The 17706-nt window shown below is 60.6% G+C and carries 17 protein-coding genes; 3 read left to right on the top strand and 14 right to left on the bottom strand.

All coding sequences use genetic code 11. The features are described 5' to 3' along the window. Window positions 1-94: 94 nt before the first annotated feature. The 3 genes from clpB to rluD form a co-directional block, all read right to left on the bottom strand. Window positions 95-2659, bottom strand: a complete 2565-nt coding sequence (gene clpB, locus J1N02_RS17630; protein WP_027606841.1) for an ATP-dependent chaperone ClpB — start codon at window positions 2657-2659, stop codon at window positions 95-97. 146 nt (window positions 2660-2805) lie between these two features. Then, window positions 2806-3531, bottom strand: coding sequence for a peptidoglycan editing factor PgeF (pgeF, locus tag J1N02_RS17625; protein ID WP_092358818.1), 726 nt, complete (start codon window positions 3529-3531; stop codon window positions 2806-2808). Further along, window positions 3528-4490 carry a 23S rRNA pseudouridine(1911/1915/1917) synthase RluD gene (rluD, locus tag J1N02_RS17620; protein WP_027606843.1) on the bottom strand — a complete coding sequence of 321 codons (963 nt, stop codon included), beginning with the start codon at window positions 4488-4490 and terminating at the stop codon, window positions 3528-3530. Before rluD ends, pgeF begins: the two co-directional genes overlap by 4 nt. 149 nt (window positions 4491-4639) lie before the next feature. Here rluD and J1N02_RS17615 point away from each other — a divergent pair, with 149 nt between their 5' ends. Next, window positions 4640-5665 carry an outer membrane protein assembly factor BamD gene (locus J1N02_RS17615; RefSeq protein ID WP_027606844.1) on the top strand — a complete coding sequence of 342 codons (1026 nt, stop codon included), beginning with the start codon at window positions 4640-4642 and terminating at the stop codon, window positions 5663-5665. A 125-nt stretch (window positions 5666-5790) separates the two neighbouring features. Next, window positions 5791-6024: a PP0621 family protein gene (locus J1N02_RS17610; protein ID WP_146478159.1), complete on the top strand. Its 234-nt coding sequence runs from the start codon at window positions 5791-5793 to the stop codon at window positions 6022-6024. Here J1N02_RS17610 and thiO read toward each other — a convergent pair. The 5 genes from thiO to pilV all read right to left on the bottom strand — a co-directional run bounded on the left by thiO (window position 6011) and on the right by pilV (window position 9317). Further along, a complete protein-coding gene (thiO, locus tag J1N02_RS17605) occupies window positions 6011-7120 on the bottom strand; it encodes a glycine oxidase ThiO (protein ID WP_421147529.1) in 1110 nt (369 codons plus the stop codon). The genes J1N02_RS17610 and thiO overlap by 14 nt on opposite strands. A 62-nt stretch (window positions 7121-7182) precedes the next feature. Beyond that, window positions 7183-7584 carry a type IV pilin protein gene (locus tag J1N02_RS17600; protein ID WP_027606847.1) on the bottom strand — a complete coding sequence of 134 codons (402 nt, stop codon included), beginning with the start codon at window positions 7582-7584 and terminating at the stop codon, window positions 7183-7185. Between the two features lie 11 nt (window positions 7585-7595). Continuing rightward, complete coding sequence (locus tag J1N02_RS17595) at window positions 7596-8126, bottom strand: PilX N-terminal domain-containing pilus assembly protein (protein WP_092358885.1); 531 nt, start codon at window positions 8124-8126, stop codon at window positions 7596-7598. 7 nt (window positions 8127-8133) lie between these two features. After that, window positions 8134-8835, bottom strand: coding sequence for a prepilin-type N-terminal cleavage/methylation domain-containing protein (locus J1N02_RS17590; RefSeq protein ID WP_027606849.1), 702 nt, complete (start codon window positions 8833-8835; stop codon window positions 8134-8136). Next, window positions 8832-9317 carry a type IV pilus modification protein PilV gene (gene pilV / locus J1N02_RS17585; RefSeq protein WP_421147528.1) on the bottom strand — a complete coding sequence of 162 codons (486 nt, stop codon included), beginning with the start codon at window positions 9315-9317 and terminating at the stop codon, window positions 8832-8834. The genes J1N02_RS17590 and pilV overlap by 4 nt, the downstream gene beginning before the upstream one ends. A 203-nt stretch (window positions 9318-9520) precedes the next feature. On the opposite strand from pilV, the gene J1N02_RS17580 reads away from it, so the two are divergent. Then, window positions 9521-10102: a GspH/FimT family pseudopilin gene (locus J1N02_RS17580; RefSeq protein WP_419480643.1), complete on the top strand. Its 582-nt coding sequence runs from the start codon at window positions 9521-9523 to the stop codon at window positions 10100-10102. Here the strand turns inward: J1N02_RS17580 and ispH are convergent. The 6 genes from ispH to murJ form a co-directional block, all read right to left on the bottom strand. Beyond that, on the bottom strand, window positions 10056-11003 hold the full coding sequence (ispH, locus tag J1N02_RS17575; protein WP_065938472.1) for a 4-hydroxy-3-methylbut-2-enyl diphosphate reductase: 948 nt from the start codon (window positions 11001-11003) through the stop codon (window positions 10056-10058). The two genes, J1N02_RS17580 and ispH, sit on opposite strands and share 47 nt — an antisense overlap. Window positions 11004-11114: 111 nt before the next feature. After that, window positions 11115-11552 carry an FKBP-type peptidyl-prolyl cis-trans isomerase gene (fkpB, locus tag J1N02_RS17570; RefSeq protein WP_175472328.1) on the bottom strand — a complete coding sequence of 146 codons (438 nt, stop codon included), beginning with the start codon at window positions 11550-11552 and terminating at the stop codon, window positions 11115-11117. A gap of 7 nt (window positions 11553-11559) precedes the next feature. After that, window positions 11560-12072 carry a signal peptidase II gene (gene lspA / locus J1N02_RS17565; RefSeq protein ID WP_027606854.1) on the bottom strand — a complete coding sequence of 171 codons (513 nt, stop codon included), beginning with the start codon at window positions 12070-12072 and terminating at the stop codon, window positions 11560-11562. After that, complete coding sequence (ileS, locus tag J1N02_RS17560) at window positions 12065-14896, bottom strand: isoleucine--tRNA ligase (protein ID WP_027606855.1); 2832 nt, start codon at window positions 14894-14896, stop codon at window positions 12065-12067. The genes lspA and ileS overlap by 8 nt, the downstream gene beginning before the upstream one ends. Window positions 14897-14910: 14 nt before the next feature. Beyond that, window positions 14911-15849: a bifunctional riboflavin kinase/FAD synthetase gene (gene ribF / locus J1N02_RS17555; protein WP_065924072.1), complete on the bottom strand. Its 939-nt coding sequence runs from the start codon at window positions 15847-15849 to the stop codon at window positions 14911-14913. Window positions 15850-15968: 119 nt separating this feature from the next. Further along, entirely contained in the window at window positions 15969-17507 is a 1539-nt protein-coding gene (gene murJ, locus J1N02_RS17550; protein WP_092358832.1) for a murein biosynthesis integral membrane protein MurJ, read from the bottom strand. Window positions 17508-17706 lie beyond the last annotated feature (199 nt).

Raw genomic sequence — 17706 nt, 5'->3', positions numbered from 1 at the left:
GCACTTTACAAGCCTTTGCCTTACAGTTCAACGCCCTATCGAAAAAAAAGGCCCTGGGATGCAGGGCCTTCTCTTATTGCAGTGCAATCCGGGCTCAGTGGAAGACGATTTCGTCGTTCTCCACAGTCGCCTCGACGCTGGTGCCCGGCATAAAGCTGCCCGACAGGATCAACTGCGCCAGCGGGTTCTCGATCCAGCGCTGGATCGCACGTTTCAAAGGCCGTGCACCATACACCGGGTCGTAACCGACCGCGATCAGCTTGTCCAACGCCTCGCGGCTCAGTTCCAGCGACAACTCGCGTTCCGCCAGGCGACCGCGCAGACGCCCCAGCTGGATCTCGGTGATGCCCGCGATCTGATCCCGCGCCAATGGCTCGAAGATCACCACTTCGTCGACCCGGTTGATGAATTCCGGACGGAAGTGCGTGGTCAACGCATCCATTACAGCAGCGCGCTGGGCCTCACGATCACCTACCAGTTCCTGGATCTGCGCCGAGCCCAGGTTGGAGGTCATGACGATCACCGTGTTGCGGAAGTCCACAGTGCGCCCGTGGCTGTCCGTGAGTCGTCCATCTTCCAGCACTTGCAGCAAGATATTGAACACGTCCGGGTGAGCCTTCTCCACCTCATCCAGCAGGATCACCGAGTAAGGCTTACGCCGCACGGCCTCGGTCAGGTAACCGCCCTCCTCGTAGCCCACATAGCCTGGTGGAGCCCCGATCAGGCGAGCCACCGAATGTTTCTCCATGAATTCGGACATGTCGATCCGTACCATGGCCTCTTCAGTATCAAAGAGGAACTCGGCCAGGGCCTTGCACAGCTCGGTCTTACCCACACCGGTCGGGCCGAGGAACATGAACGAGCCGCTCGGACGGTTCGGGTCGGACAAGCCGGCACGGGAACGCCGTACCGCGTTGGACACCGCCACGACCGCCTCTTCCTGGCCGATCACGCGCTGGTGCAACAGGTGCTCCATCTTCAGCAGCTTGTCACGCTCGCCTTCAAGCATTTTCGACACCGGGATGCCGGTCCACTTGGACACGACTTCGGCGATTTCTTCCTCGGTCACCTTGCTGCGCAACAGCTGATTTTCAGCCTTACCGTGCTGGTCGACCATTTGCAGGCTGCGTTCCAGGTCCGGGATCACCCCGTACTGCAACTCGGCCATGCGGTTCAGGTCGCCTTTACGACGTGCGGCTTCCAGCTCCTGGCGCGACTGCTCGATCTTTTGCTGGATCTGCGCAGAGCCCTGTACTTCGGCTTTTTCCGAGGTCCAGATTTCTTCGAGGTCAGAATACTCGCGCTCCAGACGGACGATTTCTTCCTGAAGTTTCTCCAGGCGTTTCTTGGCCGCGTCGTCCTCTTCTTTCTTAAGTGCCTGGGATTCGACTTTCAGTTGAATCAGGCGACGATCCAGGCGGTCGAGCACTTCCGGCTTGGAGTCGATCTCCATGCGAATGCGGCTGGCCGCTTCGTCGATCAAGTCGATGGCCTTGTCCGGCAATTGACGGTCGGTAATGTAGCGATGGCTCAACTTGGCCGCCGCAATGATCGCACCGTCGGTGATCGCCACTTTATGGTGGACCTCGTAGCGCTCTTTCAGGCCCCGCAGGATCGCGATGGTGTCCTCTTCGCTCGGTTCTTCCACCAGGACTTTCTGGAAACGCCGCTCAAGGGCCGCATCTTTCTCAATGTACTGGCGATATTCGTTAAGCGTAGTAGCACCGACACAATGCAACTCACCCCGCGCCAAGGCGGGCTTGAGCATGTTGCCAGCATCCATGGAGCCCTCGCCTTTACCGGCGCCGACCATGGTGTGCAGTTCGTCGATAAACAGAATGATCTGCCCTTCCTGCTTCGAAAGTTCATTAAGCAGGGATTTCAGGCGCTCTTCGAATTCACCGCGGAACTTGGCACCGGCGATCAATGACCCCATATCCAGGGACAGCAGGCGCTTGCCTTTAAGGCCGTCCGGCACTTCACCATTGATGATGCGTTGGGCCAGGCCTTCGGCAATCGCGGTTTTACCCACGCCAGGTTCACCGATCAACACCGGGTTGTTCTTGGTGCGACGCTGCAGAACCTGGATGGTGCGACGAATTTCATCGTCACGGCCGATCACCGGGTCAAGCTTGCCCTCTTCGGCACGCTTGGTCAGGTCGACGGTGTACTTGTCCAGGGCCTGGCGCGACTCCTCGTGGTTAGGGTCATTAACCGCATCACCGCCACGCAGGTTGTTGATGGCGTTTTCCAGGGCTTTCTTGCTGACACCCTGGCCAAGCAACAACTTGCCAAGCTTGCTGTTCTCGTCCATGGCGGCGAGCAGCACCAGTTCGCTGGAGATGAACTGGTCACCCTTCTGCTGGGCCAGGCGGTCGGCCTGGTTAAGCAGGCGCGCCAGATCCTGCGACATATTCACGTCGCCGGTAGGGTTTTGGATTTTCGGCAGTTGGTCGAGCTCTTTGCTCAACTCCTTGCGCAGGCTGTTGACATCAAAGCCCACCTGCATCAGCAAGGGCTTGATAGAACCACCTTGCTGTTCCAGGAGTGCCTGCATCAAGTGCGCAGGCTCGATGGCCGGGTGGTCAAGACCCACCGCCAAGGATTGGGAGTCCGATAAGGCCAACTGCAATTTGCTGGTTAAACGATCAATACGCATTAGTCACCTTCCTTTTGAGCAGGCCGGAGCTATAAAACATCCTGAATGAAGAAACCTGCCAGATACCCTTATAGATGGGGTGGATTCTGGAAGATTCAAGCGAGCGGCGGTTGATATGGATCAGCGTTGACCCAGATCAGCAGAGTCTAGCGCTCAAGCCAGATAAGGGAGGCAAAACGTCCGGTGCGGGGGCTGCGCCGGTACGAAAAGAAGCGCGGGTCGGTCACGGTGCAGAAGCCACCACCATAAACCGCGGTGACGCCCCGCGCAGCAAGGCGCAGGCGGGCCAACTGATAGATGTCGGCCATGAATTTGCCGGGATTGCGGCTTGGTACAAAGGCTTCGGCAGTTGTCGGCAGGTGCTGCATGAAGGCTTCACGCACTTCAGGGCCAACCTCAAAGGCTTGCGGGCCAATCGCCGGGCCCAGCCATACCAGGATGTCCGAAGGCTCTGCGTCAAGGCTTTCGAAGGCTGCCTCCAGCACGCCCGCCGCCAGCCCACGCCAACCGGCATGGGCCGCAGCCACACGAGTGCCGGCACGGTTGCAGAACAACGCAGGCAGGCAATCGGCGGTCATCGCGGTGCAGGCGATGCCGGGGGTGCTGCTCCAACTGCCGTCGGCTTCGGCGGTGCGGCCAGGGTCGGCCTCGACCACATCCACGCCATGGACCTGGCGCAGCCAGGCCGGCTGAATATCAAAGGCTTCGGTAAGGCGACGGCGATTCTCAAGGACGGCCTCAAGACTGTCCTCAACGTGATCGCCCAGGTTAAGGCTGTCGAACGGCGCCTGGCTGACGCCGCCCGTTCGGGTAGTCACACAGGCTTTCACTCCGACAGGCGCGGGCCAGTCAGGAATCAGCCAGTCATTCATCCGACAAACGCCTCGCGATCCTGCTTGAGCAGCGACAGCAACCAGACAAAATCGTCTGGTAGTGGCGATTCCCAGCTCATGCGCTTACCGCTCGTCGGATGGTCCAGCTCCAGGAAACGTGCATGCAAGGCCTGGCGCGGGAATGTCTTGAGCGATTCGACCATGGTCTGGCTCGCCGCAGGCGGAATGCGGAAGCGGCCGCCATAGGCCGGATCGCCCACCAACGGGAAGTTGATGTGGGCCATATGCACGCGAATCTGGTGGGTACGACCGGTTTCCAGCTTGACCCGCACATGGGTGTGGGAACGGAAACGCTCCAGCACGCGGTAGTGGCTCACCGCCTGCTTGCCGCCTTCCATCACCGCCATACGCTGGCGCTGCTGGCCGTGGCGACCGATCGGGGCGTTGATCTTGCCACCCGCCACGACCACGCCGATCACGATGCACTCGTAGATACGGCTGACGCTACGGCTCTGCAATTGCGTAACCAGTTGCGTCTGCGCCTGAATGGTCTTGGCCACCACCATCAAGCCAGTGGTGTCCTTGTCCAGACGGTGCACGATGCCGCAACGCGGCACGTTGACGATGTCGGGGATGTGGTGCAACAGGGCATTGAGCAAGGTGCCATCAGCGTGCCCGGCCGCCGGGTGAACCACCAGGCCTGCGGGTTTGTTGATGACCAGGATGTCGTCGTCTTCATAGACGATGTCCAGCTCGATGTCCTGGGCGACCCATTCTCCCTGGGCTTCCTGCTCGGCAGTCAGCTCAAGAATCGCACCGCCATGGACTATGTCTCGCGGGCGGATAACCGCTCCATCCACAGTCAGGCGGCCGTCTTTGATCCAGGCGGAAAGGCGCGAGCGCGAGTGCTCAGCGAATAATTGTGCGGCGACTTGATCGAGGCGTTGGCCGCCCAATTCGGACGGCACCTCTGCGCGAAGTTCAATTTTATCGGACATGCTCAGACTAGGCGTGGCACAGCCTTTGGTTTCGGCTGCGCGCTTGTGGTTAAATACGGCGTCTTTTGCCCCGAGGCTTTCAACGGGGCGCTCATCATAACAGGACGGCCCCGCCCAAGACAGCGGCCGTCATAGGGACGCAAGCCGCCATGCAAGTGAAACACCTGCTGCTGATCGCCATCCTCGCCATGACTGCTGCTTGCTCGTCAACAAAGGAAGTCGTCGACGAAAACCTGAGCGAAGTCGAGCTGTACCAACTGGCACAGAAAGACTTGGACAATAATAGCTACACCAGCGCCACAGCGAAGCTGAAGGCCCTGGAGTCGCGCTATCCGTTCGGGCGCTATGCCGACCAGGCCCAGCTTGAGCTGATCTACGCCAACTACAAGAACGCCGAGCCGGAGGCTGCCAAGTCCGCCGCCGAGCGCTTCATCCGCCTGCACCCGCAACACCCGAACGTGGACTACGCCTACTACATGAAGGGCCTGACCTCGTTCGACCAGGATGTTGGCCTGCTGGCGCGCTTCCTGCCGCTGGACATGACCAAGCGAGACCCAGGCGCCGCTCGCGACTCCTACAACGAGTTCGCCCAGTTGACCAGCCGCTACCCAAACAGCCGCTACGCGCCGGACGCCAAGCAGCGCATGATCTACCTGCGTAACCTGCTGGCTTCCTACGAAATCCACGTGGCCCACTACTACCTGACCCGCCAGGCGTATGTAGCTGCCGCCAACCGTGGTCGTTATGTGGTGGAAAACTTCCAGGAAACCCCTTCCGTGGGTGACGGCCTGGCGGTGATGACCGAGGCTTACCAACGTCTGCACCTGGACGACCTGGCCAGCACCAGCCTGGAAACCCTGAAGCTCAACTACCCTGATCACCCGAGCCTGAAAGACGGCCAGTTCGTGCCTCAGGTTGCCGAAGCAGACAACCGCTCGTGGCTGAGCAAGTACACCCTGGGCCTGATCGAGTCGCGGCCGCCGTTGCCGCCGGGCGAAACTCGCGCCAACCAGGACGTGATCAAGCAGTTCCAGGATGCCAAGGAAGCCATTCCTTCGGACCTCAAGCCGCACGACGAGAACGGCGACGTGATCGAAGAAGAAGAGCCGCAGGCCCTGGGCAACAACCAGGATCGTTCGTGGTTCAGCTACATGACCTTCGGTGTGTTCGACTGAGCCTGTCGACGCAACGCAAAAAGGAGCCTTTCGGGGCTCCTTTTTTATGGGCAAGGATTATTGCGCTGTGCGCCTGCCACGTCCTTGGCTAAACTGGCGCATTCCTTATCGAGAAACCGCCCATCATGCTTCGTCTTCTGTTCTGGATTGCCGTTATTGCTGCCGCGGTATGGTTCTGGCGCAAATTCAAAAGCCCGACCGCCAGGCAGCAACGCACCAGCGAGCCCGGCGCTGCGTTGATGGTGCGCTGCGCACACTGCGGCGTGCACTTGCCACAGGATCGCGCCCTGAGTTCGCACCAGGAGTGGTATTGCACCCAGGCGCATCTGGAGCAAGGACCGAAGTCTATCCAGCGTTGATCCGACCTTCGGGGGCATAGGGTTCCGGATCGATGATCGGCGCACGCTCCAACAGCAAATCGACAAATAACTGGCACGATGCCGGCGCCAGGACCAACCCGTTGCGGTAATGCCCGCAGTTGAGCCACAGCCCATTGAAGCCGGGTACCCGACCGATATAGGGGATGCCCTCCGGCGAGCCGGGCCGCAAGCCGGCCCAATGCCCCACCACTTCGGCGTCGGCCAGAGCGGGAATCAGTTCCACAGCCGAAGCCTTGAGGCTTTCCAGCGCGGTGTCGGTTGGCGTCTTGTCGAACCCCTCATGTTCCAGCGTGCTGCCGATGAGGATGTGCCCATCGCGCCGAGGGATCGCATAACGCCCTTTGGCCAGGACCATGCTCGACAGGAAGTCCGACGCGCATTTGTACAAAATCATCTGCCCCTTGACCGGCTCTACCGGCAGCGCCAAGCCCAGTGTGCCGAGCAACTCGCCGCTCCACGCCCCCGCGGCAAGCACCACCTGATCCCCCAGAATCGGCCCCTCTGCCGTATCCACGCCCACTACGTTGCCGCCATCCAGAACAAAACCGGTCACTGCGCACTGTTCGTGAACGGTCACGGCAGGCAGGGCCAATAGCGCGGCCTTCAGGGATTTGACCAGGCGCGGGTTGCGCACGTTGGCCACGTTGGCCATATAGATCGCCTGGGAATACCCGCCACCCAAGACAGGAACCGCATCATGGGCGGCAGACACATCGACCTTGCTCAAAGGCCGCCCTTCACGAGCAGCCCAGTCCAGCGCCTCGGCTTCATCGTCCAGGTCCAGCCAGTACAACCCCGTGGTATGGACCTCCGGATCGACACCGGTAGCAGCAAACAGCCGCTCAGCCAGTTGCGGATAAAAATCCTGGGACCAATGGGCCAACGCTGTGACCGCCGGGCTATAGCGCCACGGATACAGTGGCGAAACAATGCCTCCGCCCGCCCATGACGACTCCTGCCCCACACCGGCACGCTCCAGCAGGATCACAGCCTGCCCCTGGGTTGCCAGATTGAACGCCGTCAACAAGCCGATGACTCCGCCACCGACAATCACCACTTGCTGTTGCTTAGCCATCATTTGATCCAGTCGATAAATAGGAATAAACGCGCCCGGCGCCCAATCATCCAGCACCCTCATCATTGCCCCCAGCATGTCTGGCGCGACATTTCAGGTGCCGCCCCCGGATTGCCACGCGCACCGCTGCTGTCCAGGCTGAAGTCACCGCAAGGGTCGCCGGCCATCAACGAATCGGCGCCCGGTGTAGCAACCAGGTAGAAATCCTGAGGGTTCAACGCTGCGGTGATTCTATAGCGATCATTGCCCGTACTGACGCCGCTTGCGTCAATAAAAGTGCCGTTCCTCGTATGAAACCGCTCCAGGTGCTGAGCCTGCTCGGTCAACAGCGCGACGATTTCCGCGCGATAGACCTTTTTCACATGGCCGGTGTACCCGGGGTAAGCGATTCCGGCCAGAAACGCGATGATCGCCACGGCGATCAATAGCTCGATCAGGGTAAAACCCTGGCTGTCCATGCCCATTCCATTGCTCCTTATTGAAGTTGCCGCCACGAAACCCGCCGAAACCGCGAGCCGCTCTCGTCCTCCACCCGCGCATATACGCTCTCCAATACGGTGCGCGATTGACCACTGAGCCCGACCGCTGTTACCCGGTACAACGTCGCCAGGGCTTGCGGCGGCACATGCGGCAGCCCTGCACCAGGCCCCAGGGACTGAATACCGTACAGCCCACCCTTGATGGCAACCCAGTTAACCGATGACACAGGATGGGGACCGGCACCCACCACCGAAAACGCTTCATCCGGTGGCCCGCACGCAGCGATCGACTGGCACTGCGGCAAGGCCGCGCCCTTTCGCCTCACACCTTGCTCGCCCAGCCTCAAACCACTTTCTGCGGTTTGCAGCGACTGGTTGCGGTGCCACAGGCTACCGGTGATCTTTTGCTGGGTGACCGCCCCCTGTATCGAAGACAGGCCGATCAACGACAACAGCAGCAAAAACACCAGGCTTATCAGCAGAACCATCCCCCCCTGCCGCGAAGAAACACCCCCAGCAAACACCATGGTCGCCCTAGCCCACACGGTTTCGCAGCGCCGCCACGACGCTGTAGGTTTGATCTTTTACCCGCCCCGTCGGGTCTTGCAGCGTCATGCGGATGCGCACACTGCGGATCAAGGACTCATCGGTCGGGATAGCGTCATAACGCACAACCCGAACTGACGCCGGGCTGGCAGCCACGCCGAAACTGACATCGAAAGCCCGTACGTTATCCACCAACACAGCCCTGGCCGGCGAGGAAAGCGTGCTGACCTTCAACTGGCCCACCTCGAAGGTGTAGGTCAGTTGCCGAATCGCAAAACGAATCTGCCCGGGAGCAGGCGCAGGTGAGCTGCCTGAATAGGCTTGGGCGCCAGCAGTGCAGTCGGAGAGCACCGTCCAGTCAGGCCTGCCGCCGCCCACATCGGCAGTGACCAGCGTCAGCGACTTTGAACTGCCCCCGGCATTCCAGCTGACCGGCCTTTCAAAGGCTGGCGGGGCATTCTCGATAAAGGCCGGGGCCAAACAGCCAAACATGCCCGCCTGGCGAATGTCCCGGATCATCTTGCCCAGCACAAACCGCGCATCATCCTGCAGCAACATGGCCGCCTGCTGGCTGGCGTGGGTCGCTCGGGAATTGATCAGCACCTGGCTCCCGCCAAGCACCAGCACCAAACCGACGGCCAGGGCCAGCAACAATTCCACCAGGCTGAAACCTCTAACCCGATGCCTCATTGCATCACCCCCGCCTCATTGTCGATGCGACTGGTCAGGGTGAAGGTTTCCCGCGCGCCAGGCGTGTTTGCACCCCGGCTGTCATCCCAACTGATACTGACAGTCACTTCATCTGCACTGACCGCCACGGAGCCTTTGCCGCTCTCCCCGGCAAAACCGCGAATATTGGCCTCGAAATCATGCAGGTCCACGTCACGCACGCTGGTGGTCGCGGTACTGGCCGGCGCTCGAGCGCCACGACGCAACGAATAGTCGGCACCGGAATTGGCACGGATTCGGTCGAGCATATCGTAGGCGATGAAACTGGCCTGGCTGGTCATCCTCGAACTGTCGGTGTACTTGAGGGCGTTGAGCTGGAGCATCACTGCACCTAACAGCCCGACGGCGAGAATCAGCACCGCCACCAGCACTTCAATCAATGTCATGCCGATTTGGCACCGAGGAAAAGTCAGGAAGAAACAGGTTTTCAGGCAGGCAGGCATTACCGTCGTCATCCGTGTCGAGGGCCGAAAAAAGCAGGAAAACCCTGCTGTGCCCCCCAAGACTAGCGTCGGTTTTTCGCCGGCGCTGGCTACGGAACAAAGGGAAATACTTTGGACATAAAGGCCATCATTCGACACTCCGAGCCGGACGCTATACCTATGTCTCAACCCTGTATGTACACACGCCCACGGAGGGACGGCCTATGGAGCAACGAGGTTTCACCCTGATCGAACTGCTGCTCGGACTGATCGTGAGCGGCATCCTGGCGCATCTGGCTACGCCCAGTTTCACCAGCCTGCTGGAATCACAGCAGCGACAAAGCGCGGCGCAATCACTGACAAACGGATTTCACTTCGCACGCACTGAAGCCATCACGCGTAACCGCGCGGTGGTCATCCACGCACTGGACGATGACTGGAGCCGGGGTTGGCGGGTCGTGCTGGATGTAAGCGGGCGTGGCCATCTGGACGACGACAACCCGGTGTTACTGGAGCGCCAGGGCAGTGGACGGGTGCCGATCGTCGGGAATGGACCGGTCAAAAGCCAGGTACGCTTCAGCGGATTGGGCGAGCCGGTATTTGCTGGGGGAGGTTTTCGTGCCGGCACTGTACATATATGCGCCACGGACTCGGTACAGAGCCTGTACCAGGTAGTGCTGGCGCCCAGTGGGCGCATCAGCCTGCGCAGCGATAGAGCCGAACAGGCGTTGTGCCGAAGTTACTCCGGCACCCTGGCATTCAGAGCAGCGAGCGAACCCGCAGCTCCTTGGGCATGGAGAAAGTGATGTTCTCTTCACGACCGGCCAACTCATCGGCGCCCGTAGCCCCCCATGCATGCAACTGCTGGATGACGCCGCGCACCAGGACTTCCGGGGCCGAAGCGCCCGCCGTGATGCCAATACGCTCGACACCATCGAACCAGCTGCGCTGCATATCTTCAGCACCGTCGATCAGGTACGCCGGTGTCGCCATGCGTTCGGCCAATTCGCGCAGGCGGTTGGAATTGGAGCTGTTAGGGCTGCCGACCACCAGCACTACATCGCATTCATCGGCCAACTGTTTGACTGCATCCTGGCGGTTTTGGGTGGCGTAGCAGATGTCGTCCTTGCGTGGCCCACCAATGGCCGGGAAGCGGCTGCGCAGCGCGTCGATGACGCGGCTGGTGTCGTCCATGGACAAGGTGGTCTGGGTCACGAACGCCAAACGCTCAGGGTTGTGAACCTGCAAGCTGGCGACGTCTTTTTCGTCTTCCACAAGGTAGATGGCGCCACCATTGCTGCCGTCGTATTGGCCCATGGTGCCTTCGACTTCCGGGTGGCCGGCATGGCCAATCAGGATGCATTCGCGACCATCACGGCTGTAGCGCGCGACTTCGATATGTACCTTGGTGACCAGCGGACAGGTGGCGTCGAATACTTTCAGGCCACGACCGGCCGCTTCGGAACGCACGGCCTGGGAAACACCGTGGGCGCTGAAAATAACGATGACGTCGTCCGGCACCTGCTCCAGTTCTTCGACAAAAATGGCGCCACGTGCGCGCAGGTCTTCGACGACGAACTTGTTATGGACGACCTCATGGCGCACATAGATCGGCGGCCCGAAGACTTCCAGGGCGCGGTTGACGATTTCGATCGCCCGGTCCACGCCGGCGCAGAAGCCACGGGGGTTGGCGAGTTTGATTTGCATGCTGTGCCTCGTGTCTGGCGCTTGGGCCAGAGTTGATGCTACTGAACTGACAATGACGACCAAACGCGGGAGCGGGCTTGCCCCCTCCCACATTTTAGCTCGGGGCGTTGATCAAAGAGCTTTAACGTCGATGATTTCAACGTCGAACGTCAAGGTTTTACCGGCCAACGGGTGGTTGAAGTCGATAGTTACCTGCGCGTCATCGAAGGTTTTGACCACACCGGGCAGCTCGGTATTCGCCGCATCGTTGAAGATCACCAGCAAGCCTTCCGACAGATCCATGTCCTGGAACTGAGAACGCGGGATGATCTGCAGGTTTTGCGGGTTGGGCTGGCCAAAGGCGTTTTCCGGCAGGATCTGCAGGGTGCGCTTGTCGCCGGCCTTGAAACCGAACAGGGCCGCTTCAAAACCCGGTAACAGGTTGCCGTCGCCGACCTTGAAGGTCGCCGGGGCTTTGTCGAACGTGCTGTCGACCGTGTCGCCATTCTCCAGGCGCAGTGCGAAATGCAAGGTGACTTCCGTGTTCTGGCCGATGCGTTGCTCAGCCAATACCTGATCAGTCATTGACGGTCTCTCCGGTTTTCTTACTTTTGAACATGTCCAGCGCCAGCATGATTGCACCGACGGTGATGGCGCTGTCGGCAAAATTGAACGCCGGGAAGTAATGGCGGTTCTGCCAATGCACCAGGATGAAGTCGATCACATGGCCCAGGGCTATACGGTCGTACAGGTTGCCCAGGGCGCCGCCCAACACCAGGGCCAAGGCGATGGCCAGCCAAGTGTCATCGCGCCCCAGGCGCTTGAGCCAGACCACGAGCACCGCACTGACCACCACCGCGATCAGGGCGAACAGCCAGCGCTGCCAGCCGCCACCGTCAGCCAGGAAGCTGAAAGCGGCGCCAGTGTTGTAGGCCAGGGTCCAGCTGAAGTAATCCGGGATCACCACGATTTGCTGGAACATTTCCAGGGAGCCCTCGAAATGAGCCTTGCTGACCTGGTCGATGACCAGGACCAGCACACTCAGTACGAGCCAGCCCAGACGTCCGAAACGACTGGCTGCATTAGGCATAGTGGCGAACCTCGCCTTCACCGGAAATGTTGTCGACGCAACGACCGCAGATTTCCGGATGCTCAGGGTTCACCCCGACGTCTTCACGGCAGTGCCAGCAACGGGCGCACTTAGGGAAGGCCGACTTGACAACCTTGAGCTTGAGGCCCGGCACTTCGGTGGCCACGGCGTCCGCCGGTGCCAGGGCAAACGGTGCCAGGCTCGCAGTGGAAGTGATCAACACGAAGCGCAGTTCGTTACTCAGCTTGGCCAGGTCGGCAGTGAGGCCTTCCTCGGCAAACAAGGTGACTTCGGCCTGGAGGTTGCCACCGACGGCCTTGGCCGCACGCTGAACCTCCAGCTCCTTGTTCACCGCAACCTTGACGGCCATTACGCCTTCCCAGTAGTCGCGGCCCAGTTCGAAGTCGGCCGGCAGTTCGGTCAAGCCTTCGTACCAGGTGTTGAGCATGACGGACTCGTTACGCTCGCCCGGCAGGTATTCCCACAGTTCGTCGGCGGTGAAGGCCAGGATCGGTGCGATCCAGCGCACCAGCGCTTCGGAGATGTGGTACAGCGCGGTCTGCGCCGAACGGCGGGCCTTGCTGTTGGCACCGGTGGTGTACTGGCGGTCCTTGATGATGTCGAGGTAGAAACCACCCAGCTCCTGCACGCAGAAGTTGTGGATCTTCGAGTACACGTTCCAGAAGCGGTATTCGCCGTAGTGCTCCTGCAACTCGCGCTGCAGCAACAGGGTACGGTCCACGGCCCAACGGTCCAGGGCGAGCATGTCCTCGGCCGGCAGGATGTCGGTGGCCGGGTTGAAACCGGTCAGGTTCGACAGCAGGAAGCGCGCGGTATTACGGATACGGCGGTAGGCATCGGCGCTGCGGGCCAGGATCTGGTCCGACACGGCGATCTCGCCGGAGTAATCGGTCGACGCCACCCACAGGCGCATGATGTCGGCGCCCAAGGTGTCGTTGATCTTTTTCGGCTCGATCACGTTCTTCAGCGACTTGGACATCTTGCGGCCCGTCTCGTCGACGGTGAACCCGTGGGTCAGCAGCTCGCGGTATGGCGCGTGGTTGTCGATGGCGCAACCGGTCAGCAGCGACGAGTGGAACCAGCCCCGGTGTTGGTCGGAGCCCTCCAGGTACAGGTCGGCACGCGGGCCGGTCTCGTGACCCATCGGGTGCGAGCCGCGCAGCACGTGCCAGTGGGTGGTACCGGAGTCGAACCATACGTCGAGGGTGTCGCTGATCTTGTCGTACAGCGGCGCTTCGTCACCCAGCAACTCGGCGGCGTCCAGCTTGAACCAGGCTTCGATGCCTTCCTGTTCGACACGCTGGGCCACCACTTCCATCAGTTCGACGGTGCGTGGGTGCAGCTCGCCGCTTTCCTTGTTGAGGAAGAACGGGATCGGCACGCCCCAGTTACGCTGACGGGAGATGCACCAGTCCGGACGGTTGGCGATCATCGAGTGCAGGCGCGCCTGGCCCCAGGCCGGGACGAACTTGGTGTCTTCGATAGCCTTGAGCGAGCGCACACGCAGGGTGTCGCCGCTGGTCGGCTCTTTGTCCATGCCGATAAACCATTGCGCGGTGGCGCGGTAGATCAGCGGGGTCTTGTGGCGCCAGCAGTGCATGTAGCTGTGCTTGATGGTGTCGGTTTGCATCAGCGCACCGACTTCACGCAGCTTGTCGATGATCGGCTGGTCGGCCTTGAAGATGAACTGGCCGCCGAAGAACTCCAGCGAAGGCACATAAACACCGTTGCTTTGCACCGGGTTGATGATCTCATCGTTGACCATGCCGTACTTCTTGCAGATCACGAAGTCGTCCACGCCATAGGCAGGCGAGCAGTGAACAATGCCCGTACCCGAACCCAGCTCGACGTAGTCAGCCAGGTACACCGGCGACAGACGGTCATAGAACGGGTGACGGAAGTTGATCAGCTCCAGCGCGGAACCGGTAGTGGTGGCAATCACCGAACCTTGCAGCTCGTAGCGAGCCAGGCACGCTTCGACCATTTCCTCGGCCAGCACCAGCAGGCGATCACCGACGTCCACCAAGGCGTAGGTGAATTCCGGGTGCACGTTCAGCGCCTGGTTGGCGGGAATGGTCCACGGGGTGGTGGTCCAGATCACGATGGCAGCCGGCTTGCTCAGGCTTGCCAGGCCAAAGGCCTCGGCCAGCTTGGCGTCGTCGGCGATCGGGAAGGCCACGTCGATGGTCGAGGACTTCTTGTCTTCGTATTCGACTTCCGCTTCAGCCAGGGCCGAGCCGCAATCGAAGCACCAGTTCACGGGCTTGAGGCCCTTGAACACGAAACCGCCCTTGACGATTTCGGCCAAGGCACGGATTTCACCGGCCTCGTTCTTGAAGTTCATGGTTTTGTACGGGTTGTCCCACTCGCCCAGCACACCCAGGCGGATGAACTCGGACTTCTGCCCTTCGATCTGCTCGGCAGCGTAGGCACGGCACAGTTCGCGGGTTTTATCCGCGCCCAGGTTCTTGCCGTGGGTCACTTCGACCTTGTGTTCGATCGGCAGGCCGTGGCAGTCCCAACCCGGGACATACGGCGCGTCAAAACCCGCCAGGGTTTTCGAGCGCAGGATCATGTCCTTGAGAATCTTGTTCAGCGCATGACCGATGTGAATCGTGCCGTTGGCATAAGGAGGGCCGTCGTGCAGGACGAATTTCGGACGATCCTTGCCAATTTCGCGCAACTTTCCGTACAGGCCAATACTGTCCCAGCGCTGCAGGATCTGCGGTTCGCGCTGTGGCAGGCCGGCCTTCATTGGGAAGGCGGTGTCCGGAAGGTTTAACGTGGCTTTATAGTCGGTCATTTAAGGCTCTTCGGTTAGCGATGGGCGCTAGGTGCGGCTAGTGCACGGGCGGCGGCGACATCCGCATTGATCGCCGTTTTCAACGCCTCAAGCGAGGCGAAACGCTGCTCTTCACGCAGCTTCTGGTGGAAAACCACCGTCAAACGCCGGTCATACAGATCACCGGCAAAATCCAACAGATGAACTTCCAGGTGGGCCTTGCCATCACCTGCAACCGTGGGCCTGACGCCTATGTTGGCGACTCCCGGCCACGATTGGCCGTCGATGTCGACGCTGACCAGGTAAACCCCGGTCAGCGGCACACGGCGGCGCTTGAGTTGCACGTTGGCGGTTGGCGTGCCCAGTTGGCGCGCCAGCTTCTGGCCGTGCAGTACCCGCCCGGCAATGCGGAACGGGCGACCGAGCAAACGCTCGGCCAAGGCGAAGTCGGCAGCGGCCAGGGCGTTCCGCACCTGGGTGCTGCTCACGCGCAGGCCGTCCAGTTCGACGGTTTGCGCGGCTTCGACGGTAAAGCCCTGGGTGATACCGGCGTGTTGCAGGAACTCGAAATCCCCGACCCGGTCGCAGCCAAAACGGAAGTCGTCGCCAACCTCCAAATGCTGTACGCCCAGGCCGTCTACCAGTATGCGGTCGACGAACTCGGCAGCGCTGAGACTTTGCAAACGTTGGTTGAAAGCCAGGCAGAGGACGCGGTCCACGCCTTCTTCGGCCAGCAGTTGCAGCTTGTCCCGCAGACGGGCCAGACGTGCCGGTGCCGTTTCCGGGGTGAAATATTCCCGCGGCTGCGGCTCGAAAATCACCACGCAGCTGGGTACGCCCAACTCGACCGCACGCTCGCGCAGCCGGGCCAGGATAGCCTGGTGGCCACGGTGAACACCGTCAAAGTTGCCAATAGTGGCGACGCAGCCCCGATGCTCAGGGCGCAGGTTGTGGAGACCTCGAACCAGCTGCATAACGCGCTTCTTGCTCATAAAGTGGTCGATTATAACCACACCCGGCCCCGGACGACAGGCAACAGCGCAGGGCAAATGGATCGAATCGATAAAACAACCGTTTTATCGCGGCAAACTCTCTAGCTCAACGACTTGCGATTGAAATCCCGCAGGCGGAAGCCTTGCAGCAGCAACATCCCGAAGTACACCACCACGCCGGCCACGACCAGCACGCCCAGGCGCATGAAGCGCTCCAGCATATGCCCCTCATCCCAGGCCGGCATGAAGTGCATCAGGCCGAGCAATACCGCCGACATCATCGCAACGGCCACCAACAACTTGAGGGCGAACATGCCCCAGCCAGGCTGAGGCTGGAACATCTGTTGTTTGCGCAGCTGATAAAACAGCAGGCCGGCATTGATGCACGCACCGGCACTGATGGCCAGGGCCAGGCCGGCGTGGGCCAGCGGACCGATAAACACCAGGTTGAGCAGTTGCGTGACGATCAGGGTGAAGATCGCGATCTTTACCGGCGTGCGGATGTTCTGCTGGGCATAGAAGCCAGGCGCCAGCACCTTGATCACGATGATGCCGAGCAGCCCGACGGAATAAGCCACCAGCGCATGCTGGGTCATCAACGCGTCATGGGCATCGAATTGCCCGTATTGGAACAGCGACACCGTCAGCGGCTCGGCCAGGATCCCCAACGCCAGTGCGCACGGCAGCACCAGCACAAAGCACAGGCGCAGGCCCCAATCGAGGATGCGCGAGTATTCCTGGCGATCCTTGCTGGCATAGGTGCGTGCCAGCGTCGGCAGCAAAATGGTGCCGAGGGCAACGCCCAGTACGCCGGACGGCAGTTCCATGAGGCGGTCGGCGTAATACATCCACGACACCGAGCCGGATACCAGCAGCGAGGCGAACGCGGTGTTGATGATCAGGGAAATCTGGCTCACCGACACCCCAAGGATCGCCGGCAACATATTGCGCATCACGCGCCAGACGCCGGTGTCCTTGAGGTTCAGGCGCGGCAATACGAGCATGCCGATCTTTTTCAGGTGCGGCAGTTGGTAGAGCAACTGCGCCAGGCCACCGGCCAGCACGGCCCAGCCAAGGGCCATGACCGGTGGATCGAAGTAAGGTGTCAGGAACAGCGCAAAGATAATCATGCTGACGTTAAGCAGCGTCGGCACGAACGCCGGCACCGAGAAACGGTTCCAGGTGTTGAGGATCGCACCGGCCAGGGATGACAGCGAGATCAGCAATATATAAGGAAAGGTCACCCGCAACAGGTCAGTGGTCAGCGCGAATTTTTCCGGCGTATTGGCAAAACCCGGCGCCGTGGCCCAGATCACCCAGGGCGCGGCGAGCATGCCGACGAGGGTCACCAGCATCAACACCAGGGTCAGCAGGCCCGAAACGTAGGCGATAAAGGTCCGGGTCGCCTCCTCACCCTGTTGAGTCTTGTATTCGGCCAGAATCGGCACGAACGCCTGGGAAAACGCGCCCTCGGCAAAGATCCGTCGCAGCAGGTTGGGCAGTTTGAAGGCAATAAAGAACGCATCCGTGGCCATGCTGGCGCCGAAGATACGCGCCAGCAGGGTGTCACGCACAAACCCCAAAACCCGGGAGATCATCGTGATAGAGCTGACGGCGGCCAACGATTTGAGCAGATTCATTGAAAGAGTTTGCGCCTATAGATAAAGAGCAGGCGAACTAAGCGCCTACTTATGCGATACTGCGCGCCTGCAACAGCACAGCGCCAAAGCTCGCGAGTTTACAGGTCAAGCGCCGGAAATAAATCACCCGCCTCTTCAGATCGACCACTCAGCAGTTCGCATCAGCCGGCCTTGACAACACATCAAGTCATCGGCATGA

This window comes from Pseudomonas sp. NFX5 (assembly GCF_049132125.1).
Taxonomy (GTDB): Bacteria; Pseudomonadota; Gammaproteobacteria; order Pseudomonadales; family Pseudomonadaceae; genus Aquipseudomonas; species Aquipseudomonas marginalis.
This window is presented reverse-complemented; position numbering and strand designations above follow the sequence as displayed.

What these genes read in the sequence shown, in the direction of transcription:
- clpB (WP_027606841.1), bottom strand. Translation starts at nt 2,659, where the DNA reads ATGCGTATTGATCGTTTAACCAGCAAATTGCAGTTGGCCTTATCGGAC.
- pgeF (WP_092358818.1), bottom strand. Translation starts at nt 3,531, where the DNA reads ATGAATGACTGGCTGATTCCTGACTGGCCCGCGCCTGTCGGAGTGAAA.
- rluD (WP_027606843.1), bottom strand. Translation starts at nt 4,490, where the DNA reads ATGTCCGATAAAATTGAACTTCGCGCAGAGGTGCCGTCCGAATTGGGC.
- J1N02_RS17615 (WP_027606844.1), top strand. Translation starts at nt 4,640, where the DNA reads ATGCAAGTGAAACACCTGCTGCTGATCGCCATCCTCGCCATGACTGCT.
- J1N02_RS17610 (WP_146478159.1), top strand. Translation starts at nt 5,791, where the DNA reads ATGCTTCGTCTTCTGTTCTGGATTGCCGTTATTGCTGCCGCGGTATGG.
- thiO (WP_421147529.1), bottom strand. Translation starts at nt 7,120, where the DNA reads ATGGCTAAGCAACAGCAAGTGGTGATTGTCGGTGGCGGAGTCATCGGC.
- J1N02_RS17600 (WP_027606847.1), bottom strand. Translation starts at nt 7,584, where the DNA reads ATGGGCATGGACAGCCAGGGTTTTACCCTGATCGAGCTATTGATCGCC.
- J1N02_RS17595 (WP_092358885.1), bottom strand. Translation starts at nt 8,126, where the DNA reads ATGGTGTTTGCTGGGGGTGTTTCTTCGCGGCAGGGGGGGATGGTTCTG.
- J1N02_RS17590 (WP_027606849.1), bottom strand. Translation starts at nt 8,835, where the DNA reads ATGAGGCATCGGGTTAGAGGTTTCAGCCTGGTGGAATTGTTGCTGGCC.
- pilV (WP_421147528.1), bottom strand. Translation starts at nt 9,317, where the DNA reads ATGCCTGCCTGCCTGAAAACCTGTTTCTTCCTGACTTTTCCTCGGTGC.
- J1N02_RS17580 (WP_419480643.1), top strand. Translation starts at nt 9,521, where the DNA reads ATGGAGCAACGAGGTTTCACCCTGATCGAACTGCTGCTCGGACTGATC.
- ispH (WP_065938472.1), bottom strand. Translation starts at nt 11,003, where the DNA reads ATGCAAATCAAACTCGCCAACCCCCGTGGCTTCTGCGCCGGCGTGGAC.
- lspA (WP_027606854.1), bottom strand. Translation starts at nt 12,072, where the DNA reads ATGCCTAATGCAGCCAGTCGTTTCGGACGTCTGGGCTGGCTCGTACTG.
- ileS (WP_027606855.1), bottom strand. Translation starts at nt 14,896, where the DNA reads ATGACCGACTATAAAGCCACGTTAAACCTTCCGGACACCGCCTTCCCA.
- ribF (WP_065924072.1), bottom strand. Translation starts at nt 15,849, where the DNA reads ATGCAGCTGGTTCGAGGTCTCCACAACCTGCGCCCTGAGCATCGGGGC.
- murJ (WP_092358832.1), bottom strand. Translation starts at nt 17,507, where the DNA reads ATGAATCTGCTCAAATCGTTGGCCGCCGTCAGCTCTATCACGATGATC.